The following is a 17,336-nucleotide window of genomic DNA, read 5'->3' as shown; positions in this document are numbered from 1 at the left end:
GCTGATCAGCCAGTCCGCAAGGCAGCCTCTTTAAGCTCCGAGATCTCATCCCGGAGCCGCGCTGCGGTCTCGAAATCCAGATTCGAGGCCGCTTTGTACATGTCGTCCTCAAGGCGAGACACTTCTTTAAGCACCTCTTCAGGGGACTTGTTGCCGGTTTTGGCCCGGTACTTCTCGGCTTCTTCCGCCGCCTTTTGGCCCGGACGTTCGGCCTTACGACGACCACGACCGCCGCCCCCGGCACCCTCCATGATGTCGGCAATCTTCTTGTTCAGACCCTGCGGCGTAATGCCGTGCTCTTCGTTGTGTTCGGCCTGTTTTGCACGCCGGCGAGCCGTCTCATCAATCGCTTTCTGCATCGAGCCGGTAATCCGGTCGCCATAGAGGATCGCCCTGCCGTTCACATTTCGCGCGGCACGGCCGATGGTCTGGATCAGCGACCGCTCGGAGCGCAGGAAGCCTTCCTTATCAGCATCCAGTATGGCCACCAGCGACACCTCGGGCATATCCAGGCCCTCCCGCAGGAGGTTGATCCCGACCAGCACGTCGAACTCACCTCGGCGCAGATCACGGATAATCTCCACACGCTCCACGGTATCGATGTCGGAATGGAGATAACGCACTTTGACGTCGTGCTCCATCAAGAAGTCCGTGAGGTCTTCGGCCATACGCTTCGTGAGCGTGGTCACCAGCACGCGCTCCTTGATCGCTACTCGGGCGTGAATCTCGGACAGCAGATCATCCACCTGGGTTGATGCCGGTCGGACTTCGATCTCCGGATCCAGCAAGCCGGTGGGCCTTACCACCTGCTCAACAATCTGGCCGGCGTGTTCTGCTTCGTAGGTGGACGGAGTCGCCGACACGAAAATCATCTGGGGCGCTATGCGCTCCCATTCGTCAAATTTCATGGGCCGGTTGTCCAGTGCCGACGGCAACCGGAAACCGTATTCCACCAGAGTTTCCTTACGGGATCGGTCACCTTTGTACATGGCGCCGATTTGGGGAACGGTCACGTGGGACTCGTCCACCACCAGCAGGGCATTGGCGGGGATATAGTCGAACAGTGTCGGTGGCGCCTCGCCGGGACGACGGCCCGACAGGTAACGTGAGTAGTTCTCGATGCCGTTGCAGTAGCCCAGCTCCATCATCATCTCGATGTCGTAGCGGGTGCGTTCCTCCAACCGCTGGGCTTCCACCAGCCGGTTGTTGTTGCGCAACTGCTGCAAACGCTCATCAAGCTCAACACGAATGTGTTCCACCGCATCCAGCACCTTCTGGCGCGGGGTGACGTAATGGGACTTCGGGTAAATCGTTACCCGGGGTACGCGGCGCAGCACCTCGCCAGTGAGCGGATCGAAATAGCTGAGGTTTTCCACTTCGTCATCGAACAGCTCGATGCGGATGGCTTCCTTCTCGGATTCAGCCGGGAACACATCGATGACGTCACCGCGAACCCGATAATTGGCGCGATGAAATTCGATGTCATTCCGGGTGTATTGAAGCTCGGCCAGACGGCGCAGGATAAAACGTTGGTCGATCTGATCGCCCCGATCCAGGTGCAGCATCATTTTCAGGTAGGACTGCGGGTCACCCAGACCGTAGATAGACGATACAGTGGCCACGATGATCGCGTCGGGCCGTTCCAGCAATGCCTTGGTGGCCGACAGTCGCATCTGCTCGATGTGCTCGTTGATCGAAGCATCTTTCTCGATGAACGTATCAGACGACGGTACGTAGGCTTCCGGTTGGTAGTAGTCGTAATAGGAAACAAAATACTCCACCGAATTGTCCGGGAAAAATTCACGGAACTCCCCGTACAACTGCGCGGCCAGCGTCTTGTTGTGAGCCATGATGATTGTGGGCCGTTGGATCTCCTCGATCACCTTGGCAACGGTGAAGGTTTTGCCGGAGCCAGTCACGCCCAAAAGGGTTTGGTGAGCCAGCCCGGATTCAATGCCATCCACCAGGCCCTCAATGGCCTTCGGCTGGTCACCGGCGGGCTCGAAGGGTGAGTCGACCTTGAAAATCCCTTCGCTTGCGGTACTAGGCTCGTTCTTGGCCATAATAGGCAGACAACCTCCGGTTTTGACGGACATGGCCACGAACAGGCCCCACAGTCCAGAAATTTAGCGTTATGCCGGCTTCATGATACCATCGGAGCAATCGACGGCCGGAAGAAAATCAGTCATTGTGCCTACTTCCGCCAGTCGCAGCCCTATCAGACGCAGCTTTAAGGAGCGCAAGTTTGGATCTTCAACTTTCCAGCCGAGTACAGGCTATCAAGCCCTCTCCCACCCTCGCAGTCACCAATAAAGCCGCGGAACTCCGCGCAGCCGGCCAGGACATCATTGGCCTGGGAGCTGGCGAGCCTGACTTCGATACCCCAGATCACATCAAGCAGGCAGCCATAGAAGCCATCAATAACGGCCAGACAAAGTATACGGCTGTGGATGGTACGCCGGCCCTGAAGAAAGCGATTATTGCGAAGTACAAACGGGACAACGGCCTGGATTACGAAGCCAATCAAATCCTAGTAAGCAGTGGTGGCAAACAGAGCTTTTTCAACCTCGCACTTGCCACGCTGAACCCCGGTGATGAAGCCATTATTCCGGCGCCCTACTGGGTGTCCTACCCGGACATGGTTCTCGTTGCTGAAGGCAAACCGGTGATTATCGAAACCGGCGCTGACACTCGCTTCAAGATCACACCGGAACAACTGGAAAACGCCATTACTGAGCGTACCCGCCTGTTCGTGATCAACAGCCCATCCAACCCCAGCGGTATGGCTTATACCCTGGAAGAGTTGCAGGCTATCGGCGAGGTGCTGAAGAAGCACCCGAAGATCATGATCGCAACCGACGACATGTACGAGCCCATCCTCTGGACTGGCAAGCCGTTCTGCAACATTCTGAACGCTACACCGGAGCTATACGAACGCACCTTCGTTCTAAACGGTGTTTCCAAGGCCTACTCCATGACTGGCTGGCGCATCGGTTATGCCGCCGGCCCCGCCAAGATCATTGGTGCCATGAAGAAGATTCAGTCCCAGAGCACGTCCAACCCGTCGTCAGTGTCACAGGCGGCTGCCCAGGCGGCTCTCGATGGCTCACAGGACTGTGTTGGCGAGATGGTCACCGCGTTCAAAGAGCGACACGACTGGCTCGTAGAGGCACTGAATGGTCTGCCCGGCGTGGATTGCCTGCACGGTGACGGCACCTTCTACGTGTTCCCGAGCTTCCACGACGCAATCGAGGCCGACAAAGACGCCAACAACGACGTCGAGTTCGCTGAGAAGCTGCTGACTGAAGCCGGCGTTGCTCTGGTTCCGGGTTCTGCCTTTGGTGCGCCAGGCCATATGCGCCTGAGCTTTGCCACCAGCATGGACAACCTGAAGCAGGCGGTTGATCGTCTGAAAAAGGCCCTCGCCTAAAAAAATCTGGCGAAGGGTTGACGAGGGCGTATAGCCACACTAATATACGCGCCTCGTCACACGACGACGTTCCCCGATAGCTCAGTTGGTAGAGCAACGGACTGTTAATCCGTTTGTCGCTGGTTCGAGCCCAGCTCGGGGAGCCACTATTCTGAAAGCCCGCTAATTCTCTGAGTTAGCGGGTTTTTTATTGCCCTCCTACCCTGATTGCTTTTACCCCTAGCCTGCGAGTTCGGGAGTTTGGGAGGGCGGCCCCACACCACCAGACTCTGAACTACGAAGGCTGGGGCAGGAACCGAAACCCATCTCTGAGTTTAGAGCCCCATCACCTCAGCATGAATCGCCTCCAACGCAGCCAGAGGGTCAGCCGCCTGAGTAATCGGGCGACCAATCACGAGGTAGTCGGAGCCGGCCTTGAGCGCGTCTGTGGGGGTCATAATGCGCTGCTGGTCGCCCTTGTCGGCGGTCAGCGGTCGGATTCCCGGGGTAATCAGCTGGAAGTCCGCGCCCTGCTCGGCTTTGAGCTTGGGGGCTTCCTGAGCGGAACAGACTACGCCGTCGAGGCCGCAGTTTTTGGTGAGGGTCGCCAGGCGTGAAACCTGGGCTTCCGGCGAGTCGGCAATACCGATGCCGGCCAGATCGTCGGCAGACATGCTGGTGAGCACGGTGACTGCGATCAGCAAGGGACGGTCGGCACCAAAGGATTCCAGTCGTTCCCGGCAGGCGACCATCATCTTCTCACCACCTGAGGCGTGAACGTTGACCATCCACACACCGAGGTCGGCGGCCGCTGCCACGGCGGCCGAGGTTGTGTTCGGGATATCGTGAAACTTCAGGTCCAGGAACACATCGAAACCGCGCTTCTGCAGCCGATCTACCAGCTGCGGGCCACTGCGGGTGAACAATTCCTTGCCTACCTTGAGCCGACACTTGGCCGGGTCCAGTTGCTCTACCAGCTCTACAGCCGGTTTCTCAGATGGAAAATCCAGGGCGACAATGATCTTCGGATCGTTTTGGTTGTGCACGTTATAAACCCTACAGAATGCTTTAAAGAATTATTCGGCCTCTACACCCTGAATCGGGCGAATGGTCTCCCACTGCTTGCAGCTGGGGCAGAGCCAGTGCAATTGCTGGCCGGAGAAGCCACAGTTGGCACAGCGGTATATGGGCCGATTCACGAGAATCAGGTGACCGATGCGGCTTACCAGACGCCCCTCATCGGTGGTCATACCCTTCTCATATCCCGCCATCTCAACCAGCCGCAACAGACCCCGGACACTCGGTCGCACCTCAAGCTCCTGACGCAGGAGCTCAATGGCCGCAAGGCGTCCGGAGGATCGTTCGACCGACTCCACCAGGGCCAACAAGAGACTGGTGCTGGGGTAGTTTTCGTATAACTTGCGCAGCTTTTTACCGAGCCGCCCCACGTCACCGTGTTCCTGCTCCAGCTTCATCAACCGGTCCACAGCCTCGGGACCAAATTCTGGATTCTGATCAAACACTTTCAGGCTCTGATTCGCGGCGTCCTTGAAGCTACCCTGGCGAATCTGCAGCTTCATCAGAATTAGGGTGGCGCGAACACAGGACTGATCATAGTCCAACGCCTGTTTGCATAGCTTTTGGGCGCCCCAACGGTCATCCTCACGCAGAGCCTGCTCGGCCCGCTCACAGGTGAGGTAAGCCAGCACCTTGAACATGGCTGGATCGGCATCACCTTTAGTCAGCGCCCGTGCCACGTCGGCCGCCTTGCCCCACTCTTTTTCCTGCTGGTACAGCTCAATAAGCTGCTGCGACGATCCGCGACCATAATCACGATCGCCCATCAATTCCTGAAGCAATGCCTCGGCCCTGTCCAGCAGACCCGCCTTGAGGTAATCCTTGGCAAGCTCAAGGGTAACCTGGGGTGAAAAACGGGTGGGTAACTCAGGACGCGCCAAAAGATTCTGATGGATCAGAATGGCGCGATCGGTCTCGCCCTTTAGGCGGAAATGGCTGCCAATCGACAAATGCAGGCCGACCGTTTCTTTGTTCACAGCCAAGGACTGCACAAAATTCTCGACGGCTTGATCGGAGTAATTAGTAAAGAGGAATTGGAGCCGGTCGCGCACCGCCTCTTCATCAGAGATCGGGGTACTGGACGTGCGACGGCTATTGCCTAGTCGGCCAGCGAACCAACCGGCCGCAACCGCTATCGTCAGCAGCAGCCACTGAAGCACTATATCCATTAAAGAGTCCGGTCGGTCTGGGCCCTGGATTTCTCCAATGCCTGCTCGGCACGATTAAGTCGTTTCTCGAGAGTTCGCCGGGACACCGAGTTTCGAACGGTTGCCAGCATGGTCATCAACACACCCACGAGCGCGCCAATGATAAAAGACATGATGATCCAGACAGCGACGCCGTGAGGCTGGGTTTCAAACAACAGAAAGTTGAGCGATACCGCCATCTGATTGTTGAGAGAAAACACAAGTGCCAGCAGGATGAGGACCAGTACTAACAGAATAATAAAAATTTTCTGCAATCCTGCCATAGCAATAACGCTCCCGATCGGCCTTTAAAGAAGCCCGGATTATACAAGTTCCCTGATGCTGCGTCAGAAGCCTTTTTTCAGACTGTCATTGACCTGTTCCCGCAACTCCTTGCCGGGCTTGAAATGCGGCACGAACTTGGCTGGCAGCTGGACGGCTTCCCCAGTCTTCGGATTGCGGCCAGTGCGTGCAGCCCTGTGATGCAGCGAAAAACTACCAAACCCACGGATTTCAATTCTCTGGCCATCGGCGAGTGACTGGGACATGTGTTCGATAATCGTTTTCACAGCCAACTCGACGTCTTTAACGGAAAGCTGAGTTTGCTTGGACGCAATCAGCTCGACCAGTTCGGACTTCGTCATGAGGCGCTTCCCTCTTTCATTATTATGTGTCCGCCGGATACCGGACTCTCATGACTCCTAGTTTAGCCAAACAAAAAAAAAACACAAAAAAAACGGGCTCTTAGAGCCCGTTTTTTTCTTACCAACCGAGATTATCAGTCTTTGTTGGCGTTTTGCTGCTGCATCTGCTCCTTGATGAGATCACCGATGGTGGTCGCACCAGAAGTTTCAGCTGTCTTGGCACGCATGCCTTCAACTGCTTGCTTGTCGTCTTCAACGTCTTTGGACTTCACAGACAGGTTGATGATGCGGTTCTTGCGATCGATGCTGATGATCTTCGCTTCAACTTCCTCGCCTTCCTTCAGCGCGTTGCGTGCGTCTTCAACACGGTCACGGCTGATTTCAGAGGCCTTCAGGACAGCTTCCACTTCGTCATTCAGAGCGATGGTCGCGGCCTTCGCGTCTACAGCAGAGACGGTACCCTTAACGATAGAGCCCTTGTCGTTCAGCTGAACAAACTCGGCGAACGGATCGCTTTCAAGCTGCTTGATGCCGAGGGAGATACGCTCACGCTCCGGATCAACAGACAGGATAACGGTTTCAACTTCGTCACCCTTCTTGTATTCACGAACCGCTTCTTCGCCAGTCTCGTTCCAGCTGATGTCAGACAGGTGAACCAGACCATCGATGCCGCCGTCCAGACCGATGAAGATACCGAAGTCTGTAATAGACTTGATCTTACCGGAGATGCGGTCGCCCTTGTTGAAGTTGCCGGAGAAATCTTCCCACGGGTTGGATACGCACTGCTTGATACCCAGGGAGATACGACGACGCTCTTCGTCGATGTCCAGAATCATCACTTCCACTTCGTCGCCAACCTGGACGACTTTGGACGGATGGATGTTCTTGTTGGTCCAATCCATTTCGGATACGTGAACCAGACCTTCAACACCTTCTTCCAGCTCAGCAAAGCAGCCGTAGTCGGTCAGGTTAGTAACACGCGCCTTGACCCGGCTGCTCTCCGGGTAACGACCCTTGATATCAACCCAGGGATCTTCACCCAGCTGCTTCAGGCCGAGGGATACACGGTTACGCTCACGGTCGAACTTCAGAACCTTAACGCTGATCTCATCGCCCACATTCACGATTTCGCTCGGATGCTTGATGCGCTTCCAGGCCATATCGGTGATGTGCAGCAGGCCGTCAACACCGCCCAGATCTACGAACGCGCCGTAGTCGGTCAGGTTCTTGACGATACCTTTAATTTCCATACCCTCGGTCAGGGTTTCCAGCAGAGCTTCACGCTCAGCGCTGTTTTCAGCTTCCAGAACCGCGCGGCGGGAAACAACCACGTTGTTACGCTTCTGGTCCAGCTTGATAACCTTGAACTCGAGCTCTTTGTTCTCCAGGTGCGCGGTGTCGCGAACCGGACGAACATCTACCAGAGAGCCAGGCAGGAAGGCGCGGATACCGGCCAGATCGACGGTGAAACCACCCTTGACCTTGCCATTGATAATACCCTTAACAACCTCTTCTGCTTCGAAGGACTTCTCAAGTACCTTCCAGGCTTCGGCACGCTTAGCCTTCTCGCGAGACAGACGGGTTTCCCCGAAACCATCTTCGACAGCATCGAGAGCGACATCTACAACGTCGCCAATCGCAACTTCCAACTCGCCTTTTTCGTTAAGAAACTGGGAGGCGGGGATAACGCCTTCGGACTTCAGTCCGGCGTTAACGGTGACCCAGTCGCTGTCGACGTCAACTACGGTTCCCTGGACGATGGAACCCGGTTGCATGTCAATTTCTTTTAGGCTTTCTTCAAAAAGATCCGCAAAGCTCTCGCTCATTATGTGTCCTATGTGATCAACGCAAGTTTACTCCGTGCTACCAGCGACACGGTCTGTTAGTCATGTCCGGATATGGCCAGTGGCTGGCCGATAACGCCACATCCGGCATTTCAACGACGAAAAGGTGCAGTCAGGCCTGACCTGCTGCGGCCAAACACCTGTCTAACACCTCTTCTATACTCAACCCTGTAGAATCAATGACTTGCGCATCATCCGCAGGCTTGAGAGGGGCTGCAGAACGGTTCATATCCCGCTCATCGCGAACCCGTATCTCTTCTAAAAGGGCATCAATATTAACATCGACGCCTGCGTCCTTCAACTGGCTAAATCGTCTACGAGCCCGCTCCTCGGCACTGGCGGTCAGGAAGATCTTGACCGGAGCCTCGGGGAATACCACCGTGCCCATATCACGACCATCCGCCACCAGGCCCGGCTCCCTTCGGAAATCCCGCTGCCGCTGTAACAGTGCATCCCGAACCGGCTGCATAACAGCAACCCGCGATGCGTTATCGCCGCAGGTCTCGGTACGTATCTCAGCGGTGACATCCTCTCCGGCCAGAATGACCTTCGCCGGCTCACCCGGAGGTGTCGGCTCAAATGCTACATCTAATGAGGCTGCAACAACAACCAGTCCAGCCTCATCTTCCAGGGCCACACCCTGACGCACTGCCGCCAGTGCGGTCAAGCGATAGAGCGCGCCACTGTCGAGCAGGTGAAAGCCCAGTTTCTTGGCCAGCATCTGGGTGACCGTGCCCTTGCCCGATCCACCGGGGCCATCGACCGTGATTACCGTCGGCAGGTTATCCGTCATTACTCAGCTCCCTCCGCGGAAATGCGGATGCCGGTACTCTGGGCCAATTCCACAAAACCGGGGAACGAGGTTGCCACATTGGCACAGTTAGTCACTTCAATGTCACCTGCCGCCCGCAAGGATGCGACCGCAAAAGCCATGGCGATACGGTGATCGCCTTCGCTGTCGACCCGGCCACCGGAAATGGTTTGCCCACCATCAATGATGATGCCGTCCGGGGTTACCGTGGTCTCGACACCCAGATTAGCCAGGCCATCCGCCATCACCTGGATCCGGTCACTCTCCTTAACGCGCAGCTCTTCTGCGCCACGCAGTACAGTTCGCCCCTTGGCACAGGTCGCGGCAATGAACAGCACCGGGAATTCATCGATAGCCAGGGGCACCTGGTCCTCCGGAATGTCGATACCGCTCAACTCCGCGGAACGAACCCGAAGATCAGCCACCGGTTCACCGCCAATTTCACGCTCATCAAGCACCTCGATGTTGGCGCCCATCTGGCGCAGGATGTTGATTACGCCGACTCGGGTCGGATTCATACCAACGTGGCGCAGGGTCAGGTCCGAGCCCGGAGCAATGCTGGCAGCCACCAGGAAGAAGGCCGCAGAGGAAATGTCGGCCGGCACATCGATATCAGTGGCAACAAGCTCACCGCCACCGCTGACACTGGCGGTCGCACCGTCGCGGTGTACGTGATAGCCAAATCCGGCAAGCATGCGCTCGGTGTGATCCCTAGTCGGCGCAGGCTCTGTCACCGAAGTACTGCCCTCGGCATAGAGACCCGCTAGCAACAGGCAGGATTTCACCTGGGCACTGGCGACAGGCATTTCGTAGTGGATGCCGGTCAGGTGCTGGCCGCCACGGATCTTCATCGGTGGGCGTCCGCCTTCGGCGGTATCAATCACCGCGCCCATGGCACGCAACGGGTCTGCTACACGGCCCATGGGGCGTTTGGACAGACTGGCATCGCCAGTCAGCTCGGAATCGAATACCTGGGCCGCCAGCAAACCGGCGAACAGACGCATGGCCGTCCCGGAGTTGCCCAAATACAATGGCCCCCGGGGCGCTTGCAGGCCGTTAACACCGACGCCGTGAATACGAACGAAGCCGTCGTCAGGCCCCTCGATGGTCACCCCCATATCCCGAAACGCCTGAAGCGTCGCCAGGCTATCCTCGCCCTCCAGGAAACCCTTCACCTCGGTGATACCGTTAGCCAGTGCACCCAGCATGATCGACCGGTGGGACATGGATTTATCGCCCGGAACCCGGATATCACCGGCGATGGCTCCGCCGGGCTGAAGACGGAACGTTACCTGATTCTCACTGTTTTTTGTCACGTAAGCCTGCCCTGAAAGCATTTTTGAAAAATGTTCCCGCGCCGCCTTGGCGCGACTGAAAACCCGGAGCAGCATGGCGCTGTCCTGATTGGCAATCGCATCGCGCAACTGATCCAGATCATGGGTGAAATGGTCAATTACTCGCAGTACCGCGTCACGGTTGGAAAGAAAAATGTCATGCCACATCACCGGATCGCTGGCCGCGATTCGGGTAAAGTCCCGAAAACCGCCGGCGGCGTACCGGAAGATGTCCATATTCTCGTCTTCGCCGGCCAGAGTATCCACTAGCGAAAAGGCGATCAGATGCGGGAGGTGGCTGGTCGCTGCAAGCACCTCATCGTGATACGCCACCGACATAGTCAATACGGTGGCGTCACACCCCTCCCACAGCCGCTTCAGATTCGCCAGGGCCTCGGGATTGGCGTCGTCGGCCGGCGTCAAAATAACCTTGTGGCGGGCAAACAGATCGGGGTTGGCGGCGCGAATGCCACTCTTCTCAGAGCCCGCAATCGGATGGCCGGGAATAACCTGCGGGGACAGGCTGCCGAACACCGCCTCAACATCGGCCACAAAACTGGATTTGGTGCTACCGACATCGGTCAGTACCGCCGACTCACTCAGCCAGGGCTTGATTTCTGCCAGGACCGCCCGGGTAGCCCGAACCGGAACCGCCAGAACGACCAGATCACTGCCGGTGACTGCCTCTTCAATAGACTTTGCAGCCTGATCAATAACCCCCAGCTCAGCGCCAAGCGCCAGCTCTTCCGCGCGCTTATCTGCCCCGACGACCACTTCAGCCAGGCCGTTTCGCCTCAGCGCACAGGCCAGCGACCCGCCAATCAGCCCCAGCCCAATAATCGCGACACGCTTGAACAGAGCTTGCTGACCCGACACCTCAGGCTTCCCTCTCAGACGGCAACCCTGATGACAAAGACTGTTCGAGCGCTTCAATAAATTGCTGATTCTCTTCCGCCAGCCCCACGGACACCCGCAGGTGATGAGGCATGCCGTAACCGCCTACCGGACGCACAATCACCCCCTTGGCCAGCAAGGCCTGGTAGATGTCCTGCGCGCGTTCGCCGACATCAACTGCAATGAAATTCGCAGCGGAGGGAATGTACTCAAGACCAAGCCGGTCAAAGGCCTGCTCTAGTTGTCGCAGCCCGGCACTGTTGATTTCGCGGGAACGCTCCAGATAGGCCTCATCTGCCAGCACTGCGGTTGCTGCCGCCAACCCCACGGTATCGACATTAAAGGGCTGGCGCACACGGTTGAGAATATCGGCGATGGCTGCCGAGCTGATGCTGTAACCCACCCTCAGTGCGGCAAGGCCCCAGGCTTTGGAAAAGGTTCTGCAGACAATCAGGTTTGGGAACCACGCCAGCAATTTCACACCATCCGGGTACTCATCGCCCTGCAGGTACTCGCAGTAGGCTTCATCCAGCACTACCAGCACATTGGCGGGAATTTTTTCCAGGAAAGCTTCTATTGCCGCAGCGTCGTGTACGGTGCCGGTCGGATTGTTCGGGTTGGCCACAAAAATCAGACGGGTACGTTCGGTCACCGCCGCTGCCATGGCGTCGAGATCATGACCCCAGTCACGGGCGGGCACGGAAATCCCTTTGGCACCAATCGCCTGGGTTACCAGCGGGTAAACCGCAAACGCATACTGGGAATAGATAACTTCGGCGTCCCGATCGGCAAAACAACGGGCAATCACCTCGAGGACATCGTTGGAGCCATTGCCCAGAGTGATCTGATCCATTTTGACGCCAAATCGATTCGCCAATGCCTGCTTCAGATCAAAGCCATTGCCATCCGGATACAGACACAGCTCTGACAGCGCCTTCTGGGCCGCCTTCAGGGCAACGTCACTGGGACCCAGCGGGTTTTCGTTGCTGGCCAACTTCACGATATCGGCCGGGTTCAGTCCCAACTCTCGGGCCAGCTCATCAATCGGCTTGCCCGGCTGATAGGGAGACAGCGCCTGAACCCCGGTTACTGCCAGACTCTGGTAATCAACTGCCATCGCTATCATTCACTCCGTAACTTGTTCCTGCCCTTAACATCGCAATGCTAGAGAACACCAATCGGATAGGAACCCAGACGTTTCAGCTCAACCGCTTCCTCGTCCACCTGGGCCAGCAGCTTGCTCACCTTGTCGTCTTCCATGTGGCCCTCGAAATCGATGTAGAACACATAGGCCCAAGTACCGCTGGGCGACGGCCGAGTTTCAATGCGAGTCAGGCTGATACCGTGCTGATGGAAAGGTTCCAGCAACTGGTACAGGGCGCCCGGCTTGTTGCGCATGGAAACCAGAATGGAAGACTTGTCGTGGCCACTGGCCGGCACTTCTTCCCGACCAATGATCAGGAACCGGGTGGTGTTATCCGGACGATCTTCAATGCTGTTGGCCAGCTTTTTCAGACCGTAGAGCTCGGCGGCCATGTCGCCGGCAATTGCGGCAGCACCAGGCTCTTCCGCGGCCCGGCGCGCCGCTTCGGCGTTGCTGGACACGGTGATGCGCTCAATACCGTAGCGATGGGTATCCAACCACTGACGGCACTGGGCAAAGGATTGCTGATGGGAATATATCCGCGTGATGTCCTGGTCTTCGTGCTTGGGCGACACCAGCAAATGGTGGTGAATCCGCAACTGCACTTCTCCGCAAATCTTCAGCGGCGACGACATGAACATATCCAGCGTGTGGTTGATCATGCCTTCAGTGGAATTCTCCACCGGCACCACGCCGTAATGGGCGGCGCCCGACTCAACTTCACGGAACACTGCATCGATCGCCGGCAGCGGCACACTAACCACCGAATGGCCAAAGTGCTTCAGAGCTGCAGCCTGGGTGAAGGTTCCCACCGGCCCCAGGAAGGCAATGTGCATCGGTTTTTCCAATGCCAGACAGGCGGACATGATCTCGCGAAACAGTCGCGCCATCTCCTCGCCCGTCAAAGGTCCCGGGTTCTGTTCCTTGATACGGCGCAGCACCTGAGCTTCCCGCTCAGGGCGATAGAAGAACACGTCCTGATCCGGGTTCGAATCCATCTTTACGTGCGCCACTTCCTGGGCACAGCGTGCGCGGGCACTGATCAGATCCATAATCTGCTGATCAAGGCTATCAATCTCGTCCCGGAGTTCGGCCAGACGAATCTGCTCGTCACTCATGATTAACCACGCTCCCTGGCGAATTCCGCCATGTACTGCACCAACGCGTCAACACCCGCTTCCGGCATGGCGTTGTAGATGCTGGCGCGCATGCCACCCACAGAGCGGTGCCCCTTGAGATTCAGCAAACCGCGGGCGTCGGCACCGCGAAGAAAATCTGCGTTGAGGGCATCGTCCGCCAGGGTGAACGGCACGTTCATCCAGGAGCGGAAACGCGGATTGATCGGGTTGGCGTAAAAATCGTTGGTATCAATGAAGTCGTAGAGTTTTTTGGCTTTACGGGCATTGATCGCCCCCATGGCCTCTACTCCACCCTGGGCCTTCATCCACTGGAACACCAACCCCGCCAGATACCACGAATAGGTAGCAGGCGTGTTGTACATGGAATCGTTATCGGCGATGACCTGGTAGTTCATCATCGTAGGCGTTTCCCTGCGGGCTTTGCCCAGCAGGTCTTTGCGGATAATCACCACCACCAGACCAGACGGCCCGATGTTTTTCTGGGCGCCGGCGTAAATCAGACCAAACTTGGAGAAATCCATTGGCCGGGACAGCATGGTTGAAGACATGTCCGCGACCAGTGGCACAGAACCGCTGTCTGGCACGAAGTCGAACTCCAGGCCGCCAATGGTTTCATTCGGGGTGTAGTGCAGATACGAAGCATCGGCACTGGTTTGCCAACCTGAAACATCTGGAATCGAGCTGAATCCGGAGTCCTCAGCGCTGGCCACCACGTTGATGTTGCCGTAACGCTTGGCCTCGGCGATGGCCTTCTTCGACCAGATCCCGGTGTTCACGTAATCTGCAGATCCGCCTTCTCCGAGGAGATTAAGGGGGATGGTGGCGAACTGACTGGAAGCCCCACCCTGCATGAAGAGTACGGCGTAATCATCTGATATACCGGCTAACTCACGAAGATCTCGCTCGGCAGTTTCAGCAATCTGTACAAACTCGTCGCTGCGATGGCTCATCTCCATCACGGACATGCCAGTGCCGCGCCAGTCCAGCATTTCCTCGCGTGCCTGCTGCAGCACTGCCTCCGGCAAAGTTGCCGGGCCTGCACAAAAGTTATACGCCCTACTCATGTTCCGTGATCTCTCAAGTCATACTGATTCGGTCTGTTAGCAGTGCCGGCTTAGTCTTCGCCGGCACCGTCCTCTGAGCTGCTCTCACCAGCTTCACCATTGGGCTCTGTCCCTTCCAGCGTTTCGCCTTCAGGTGTTTCACCGTCGAGTTCTTCACCATCAAGGCCAGCGTCATCGGCTTCAGCAATCCGCTCTACGCCTACAAGACGCTCGTCTTCCTGGCTCAGCTTGATCAGACGCACACCCTGGGTGTTCCGGCTCAGCACGGAGACTTCGTCCGTGCGGGTCCGCACCAGAGTGCCCTTGTCGGAGATCAGCATCATCTCATCGCCGTCGAATAGCTGGAGGGCTGTTACCAGATTTCCGTTACGCTCCGAGCACTGCATGGCAATAACGCCCTGACTGCCTCGGCCGTAAGTCGGGAATTCATCAATGGCTGTGCGCTTACCGTAACCGTTTTCACTGGCGGTGAGGATCACCCCATCTTCCTGAGGAATAATCAGGGAGACCACATGGTGCCCTTCTGGCATCTTGATGCCGCGAACACCACGTGCGGTCCGGCTCATCGGGCGAACAGCCTCTTCATTGAAGCGCACCGCTTTACCAGCGGTGGAGAACAGCATGATCTCAGCATCGCCCTTGGTGATAGCGGCGCCAATGAGGGTGTCACCTTCGTCCAGCGACAGAGCAATCAGGCCGCTGCTGCGCGGACGAGAGAAGTTCGGCAGCGGCGTCTTCTTGACGACACCGGCGTAGGTCGCCATCAGCACAAACTGGTCTTCCGGATAATCGCGCACCGGCAAGAAGGTGGTAATACGCTCACCTTCGTCCAGCGGCAGGATGTTCACCATCGGACGACCACGGTGAGCACGGCTGGCCCGGGGAATCTCAAATACCCGCAACCAATAGACCTTGCCCCGGTTGGAGAAGCACAGAATGGTGTCGTGAGAGTTGGCGACCAGCAGCTTCTCAACAAAGTCCTCGTCCTTCATGGACGTTGCCGCCTTGCCTCGACCACCGCGACGCTGAGCCTGGTAATCCTCGACCGCCTGGGTCTTGGCGTAACCACTGTGGGAAATCGTTACCACCAGGTCTTCTTCGTCAATCAGGTCCGCGATGGTCAGATCGCGACGGGAACTGGTGATTTCGGTACGACGCTCATCGCCAAATTCGGTAACAATCGCTTCCAGCTCTTCACGAATAACCTGCATCAGGCGATCAGGATCACCGAGGATGTCCAGCAGGTCGGCAATCTTCTCCAGGATTTCCTTATACTCATTCTGCAGCTTCTCGGTCTCAAGACCGGTCAGGCGGTGCAGACGCAGGTCCAGGATCGCCTGGGCCTGTTCCGGAGACAGGTGATACAAGCCTTCGCGGAGGCCAAAGATTTCCGGCAGATCGTCGGGGCGACAGGCGTCTTCACCCGCGCGTTCCAGCATGGCCAGGACATCACCGGGCGACCAGCCCTTGTCCATCAGCTTTTCTTTGGCTTCAGCCGCGGACGGCGAGGCCTTGATCAGCTCGATGATTTCGTCGATGTTGGCCAGCGCAACGGTGAGGCCCTCCAGAATGTGGCCACGCTCACGCGCCTTGCGCAGCTCGAAGATGGTCCGGCGTGTCACAACCTCGCGGCGGTGACGGACAAACGCATCCAGCATTTCTTTCAGGTTGAGGGTCTTCGGCTCACCGTTGATGAGCGCAACCATGTTGATGCCGAATACAGTTTGCAGCTGGGTCTGGGCAAACAGGTTGTTGATGATGACGTCCGGGTTTTCACCCCGACGCAGTTCGATCACAACCCGGATACCTTCTTTGTTGGATTCGTCGCGCAGTTCAGAGATGCCTTCAAGGCGCTTCTCTTTCACCAGCTCCGCAATCTTCTCGATCAACCGGGCCTTGTTGAGCTGGTAGGGCAGCTCAGTAATGATAATGGCATCGCGGTTGGTTTTCTTGTCGTGCTCGATTTCGTGACGGGCGCGAATGTAGATCCGGCCGCGGCCTGTACGATAGGCCTCAACGATACCCGCCCGGCCATTGATGATGCCCTGGGTCGGGAAATCCGGTCCCGGGATGAACTCCATCAGCTCATCAACGGTGAGGTCCGGATTGTTGATCAGCTCCAGACACCCGTTCACCACTTCCGTCAGGTTGTGGGGTGGGATATTAGTGGCCATACCAACGGCGATACCGGAGGAGCCGTTGACCAACAGGTTGGGAACCCGGGTGGGCAGCACTTCAGGGATGCGTTCGGTGCCGTCGTAGTTGTCGACGAAATCAACCGTTTCCTTTTCCAGATCCGCCAGCAACGAGTGGGCGATCTTTTCCATGCGAATTTCGGTGTAACGCATGGCGGCCGCATTGTCGCCATCAATAGACCCGAAGTTACCCTGGCCATCAACCAGCGGGTAGCGCAGGGAGAACGGCTGAGCCATACGAACGATGGTGTCGTAGACCGCAGAGTCGCCGTGCGGATGGTATTTACCGATAACGTCACCGACCACACGGGCCGACTTCTTGTAAGCCTTGTTCCAGTCATTGTTCAATTCGGACATGGCGAACAGAACGCGGCGATGCACCGGCTTGAGGCCGTCCCGCACATCCGGCAGCGCACGGCCGACGATGACGCTCATGGCGTAATCGAGGTAGGACTGTTTTAACTCGTCTTCAATATTTACCGGCAGGATCTCTTTGGCTAACTCACCCATCGAGAAAGGTTCCTTTGCGTTATCTGGAAGTCGTGTCGGAGCCGTTTCCGGGCCCCCTAGTTATTCTGTAATAAGCCGCCGAGT

13 protein-coding genes and 1 tRNA gene are annotated in these 17,336 nt (G+C 57.1%); 2 read left to right on the top strand and 12 right to left on the bottom strand.

Going from position 1 to position 17,336, the window contains the following annotated elements:
* Positions 1-5: 5 nt before the first annotated feature.
* Positions 6-2,063, bottom strand: coding sequence for an excinuclease ABC subunit UvrB (gene uvrB, locus FCS96_RS14290; protein ID WP_138441066.1), 2,058 nt, complete (start codon positions 2,061-2,063; stop codon positions 6-8).
* 182 nt (positions 2,064-2,245) lie between these two features.
* On the opposite strand from uvrB, the gene FCS96_RS14285 reads away from it, so the two are divergent.
* Entirely contained in the window at positions 2,246-3,430 is a 1,185-nt protein-coding gene (locus tag FCS96_RS14285) for a pyridoxal phosphate-dependent aminotransferase (RefSeq protein ID WP_138441065.1), read from the top strand.
* A gap of 70 nt (positions 3,431-3,500) precedes the next feature.
* Positions 3,501-3,576: transfer RNA gene (locus FCS96_RS14280), tRNA-Asn, on the top strand.
* 168 nt (positions 3,577-3,744) lie between these two features.
* Here the strand turns inward: FCS96_RS14280 and pyrF are convergent.
* From pyrF to gyrA, 11 genes are all read right to left on the bottom strand, one after another.
* Positions 3,745-4,455, bottom strand: a complete 711-nt coding sequence (pyrF, locus tag FCS96_RS14275) for an orotidine-5'-phosphate decarboxylase (RefSeq protein WP_138441064.1) — start codon at positions 4,453-4,455, stop codon at positions 3,745-3,747.
* Between the two features lie 30 nt (positions 4,456-4,485).
* Complete coding sequence (gene lapB, locus FCS96_RS14270; RefSeq protein WP_138441063.1) at positions 4,486-5,655, bottom strand: lipopolysaccharide assembly protein LapB; 1,170 nt, start codon at positions 5,653-5,655, stop codon at positions 4,486-4,488.
* A complete protein-coding gene (locus tag FCS96_RS14265; protein ID WP_138441062.1) occupies positions 5,655-5,957 on the bottom strand; it encodes a LapA family protein in 303 nt (100 codons plus the stop codon). Before FCS96_RS14265 ends, lapB begins: the two co-directional genes overlap by 1 nt.
* 63 nt (positions 5,958-6,020) lie before the next feature.
* Positions 6,021-6,317 (bottom strand): integration host factor subunit beta, encoded by a 297-nt coding sequence (locus tag FCS96_RS14260; protein ID WP_007154691.1) that lies wholly within the window; start codon positions 6,315-6,317, stop codon positions 6,021-6,023.
* Between the two features lie 134 nt (positions 6,318-6,451).
* On the bottom strand, positions 6,452-8,143 hold the full coding sequence (rpsA, locus tag FCS96_RS14255; protein WP_138441061.1) for a 30S ribosomal protein S1: 1,692 nt from the start codon (positions 8,141-8,143) through the stop codon (positions 6,452-6,454).
* A gap of 130 nt (positions 8,144-8,273) precedes the next feature.
* Complete coding sequence (cmk, locus tag FCS96_RS14250; protein WP_138441060.1) at positions 8,274-8,954, bottom strand: (d)CMP kinase; 681 nt, start codon at positions 8,952-8,954, stop codon at positions 8,274-8,276.
* Entirely contained in the window at positions 8,954-11,182 is a 2,229-nt protein-coding gene (locus tag FCS96_RS14245; RefSeq protein ID WP_138441059.1) for a bifunctional prephenate dehydrogenase/3-phosphoshikimate 1-carboxyvinyltransferase, read from the bottom strand. The genes cmk and FCS96_RS14245 overlap by 1 nt, the downstream gene beginning before the upstream one ends.
* Before the next feature lies 1 nt (position 11,183).
* Positions 11,184-12,317: a histidinol-phosphate transaminase gene (gene hisC, locus FCS96_RS14240; RefSeq protein ID WP_138441058.1), complete on the bottom strand. Its 1,134-nt coding sequence runs from the start codon at positions 12,315-12,317 to the stop codon at positions 11,184-11,186.
* A 47-nt stretch (positions 12,318-12,364) separates the two neighbouring features.
* Positions 12,365-13,462: a prephenate dehydratase gene (gene pheA / locus FCS96_RS14235; protein WP_138441057.1), complete on the bottom strand. Its 1,098-nt coding sequence runs from the start codon at positions 13,460-13,462 to the stop codon at positions 12,365-12,367.
* 2 nt (positions 13,463-13,464) lie between these two features.
* Complete coding sequence (serC, locus tag FCS96_RS14230) at positions 13,465-14,547, bottom strand: 3-phosphoserine/phosphohydroxythreonine transaminase (RefSeq protein ID WP_138441056.1); 1,083 nt, start codon at positions 14,545-14,547, stop codon at positions 13,465-13,467.
* Positions 14,548-14,597: 50 nt separating this feature from the next.
* A complete protein-coding gene (gene gyrA / locus FCS96_RS14225; protein WP_138441055.1) occupies positions 14,598-17,252 on the bottom strand; it encodes a DNA gyrase subunit A in 2,655 nt (884 codons plus the stop codon).
* Between the last annotated feature and the right edge of the window lie 84 nt (positions 17,253-17,336).

Origin of the sequence: Marinobacter alexandrii, assembly GCF_005871205.1 — a bacterium.
Classification (GTDB): domain Bacteria; phylum Pseudomonadota; class Gammaproteobacteria; order Pseudomonadales; family Oleiphilaceae; genus Marinobacter; species Marinobacter alexandrii.
This window is presented reverse-complemented; position numbering and strand designations above follow the sequence as displayed.

Bases quoted from the DNA above. Each gene is read 5' to 3' on its own strand.
- uvrB (WP_138441066.1), bottom strand. From the start codon at position 2,063: ATGGCCAAGAACGAGCCTAGTACCGCAAGCGAAGGGATTTTCAAGGTC.
- lapB (WP_138441063.1), bottom strand. From the start codon at position 5,655: ATGGATATAGTGCTTCAGTGGCTGCTGCTGACGATAGCGGTTGCGGCC.
- FCS96_RS14265 (WP_138441062.1), bottom strand. From the start codon at position 5,957: ATGGCAGGATTGCAGAAAATTTTTATTATTCTGTTAGTACTGGTCCTC.
- FCS96_RS14260 (WP_007154691.1), bottom strand. From the start codon at position 6,317: ATGACGAAGTCCGAACTGGTCGAGCTGATTGCGTCCAAGCAAACTCAG.
- rpsA (WP_138441061.1), bottom strand. From the start codon at position 8,143: ATGAGCGAGAGCTTTGCGGATCTTTTTGAAGAAAGCCTAAAAGAAATT.
- cmk (WP_138441060.1), bottom strand. From the start codon at position 8,954: ATGACGGATAACCTGCCGACGGTAATCACGGTCGATGGCCCCGGTGGA.
- hisC (WP_138441058.1), bottom strand. From the start codon at position 12,317: ATGGCAGTTGATTACCAGAGTCTGGCAGTAACCGGGGTTCAGGCGCTG.
- pheA (WP_138441057.1), bottom strand. From the start codon at position 13,462: ATGAGTGACGAGCAGATTCGTCTGGCCGAACTCCGGGACGAGATTGAT.
- serC (WP_138441056.1), bottom strand. From the start codon at position 14,547: ATGAGTAGGGCGTATAACTTTTGTGCAGGCCCGGCAACTTTGCCGGAG.
- gyrA (WP_138441055.1), bottom strand. From the start codon at position 17,252: ATGGGTGAGTTAGCCAAAGAGATCCTGCCGGTAAATATTGAAGACGAG.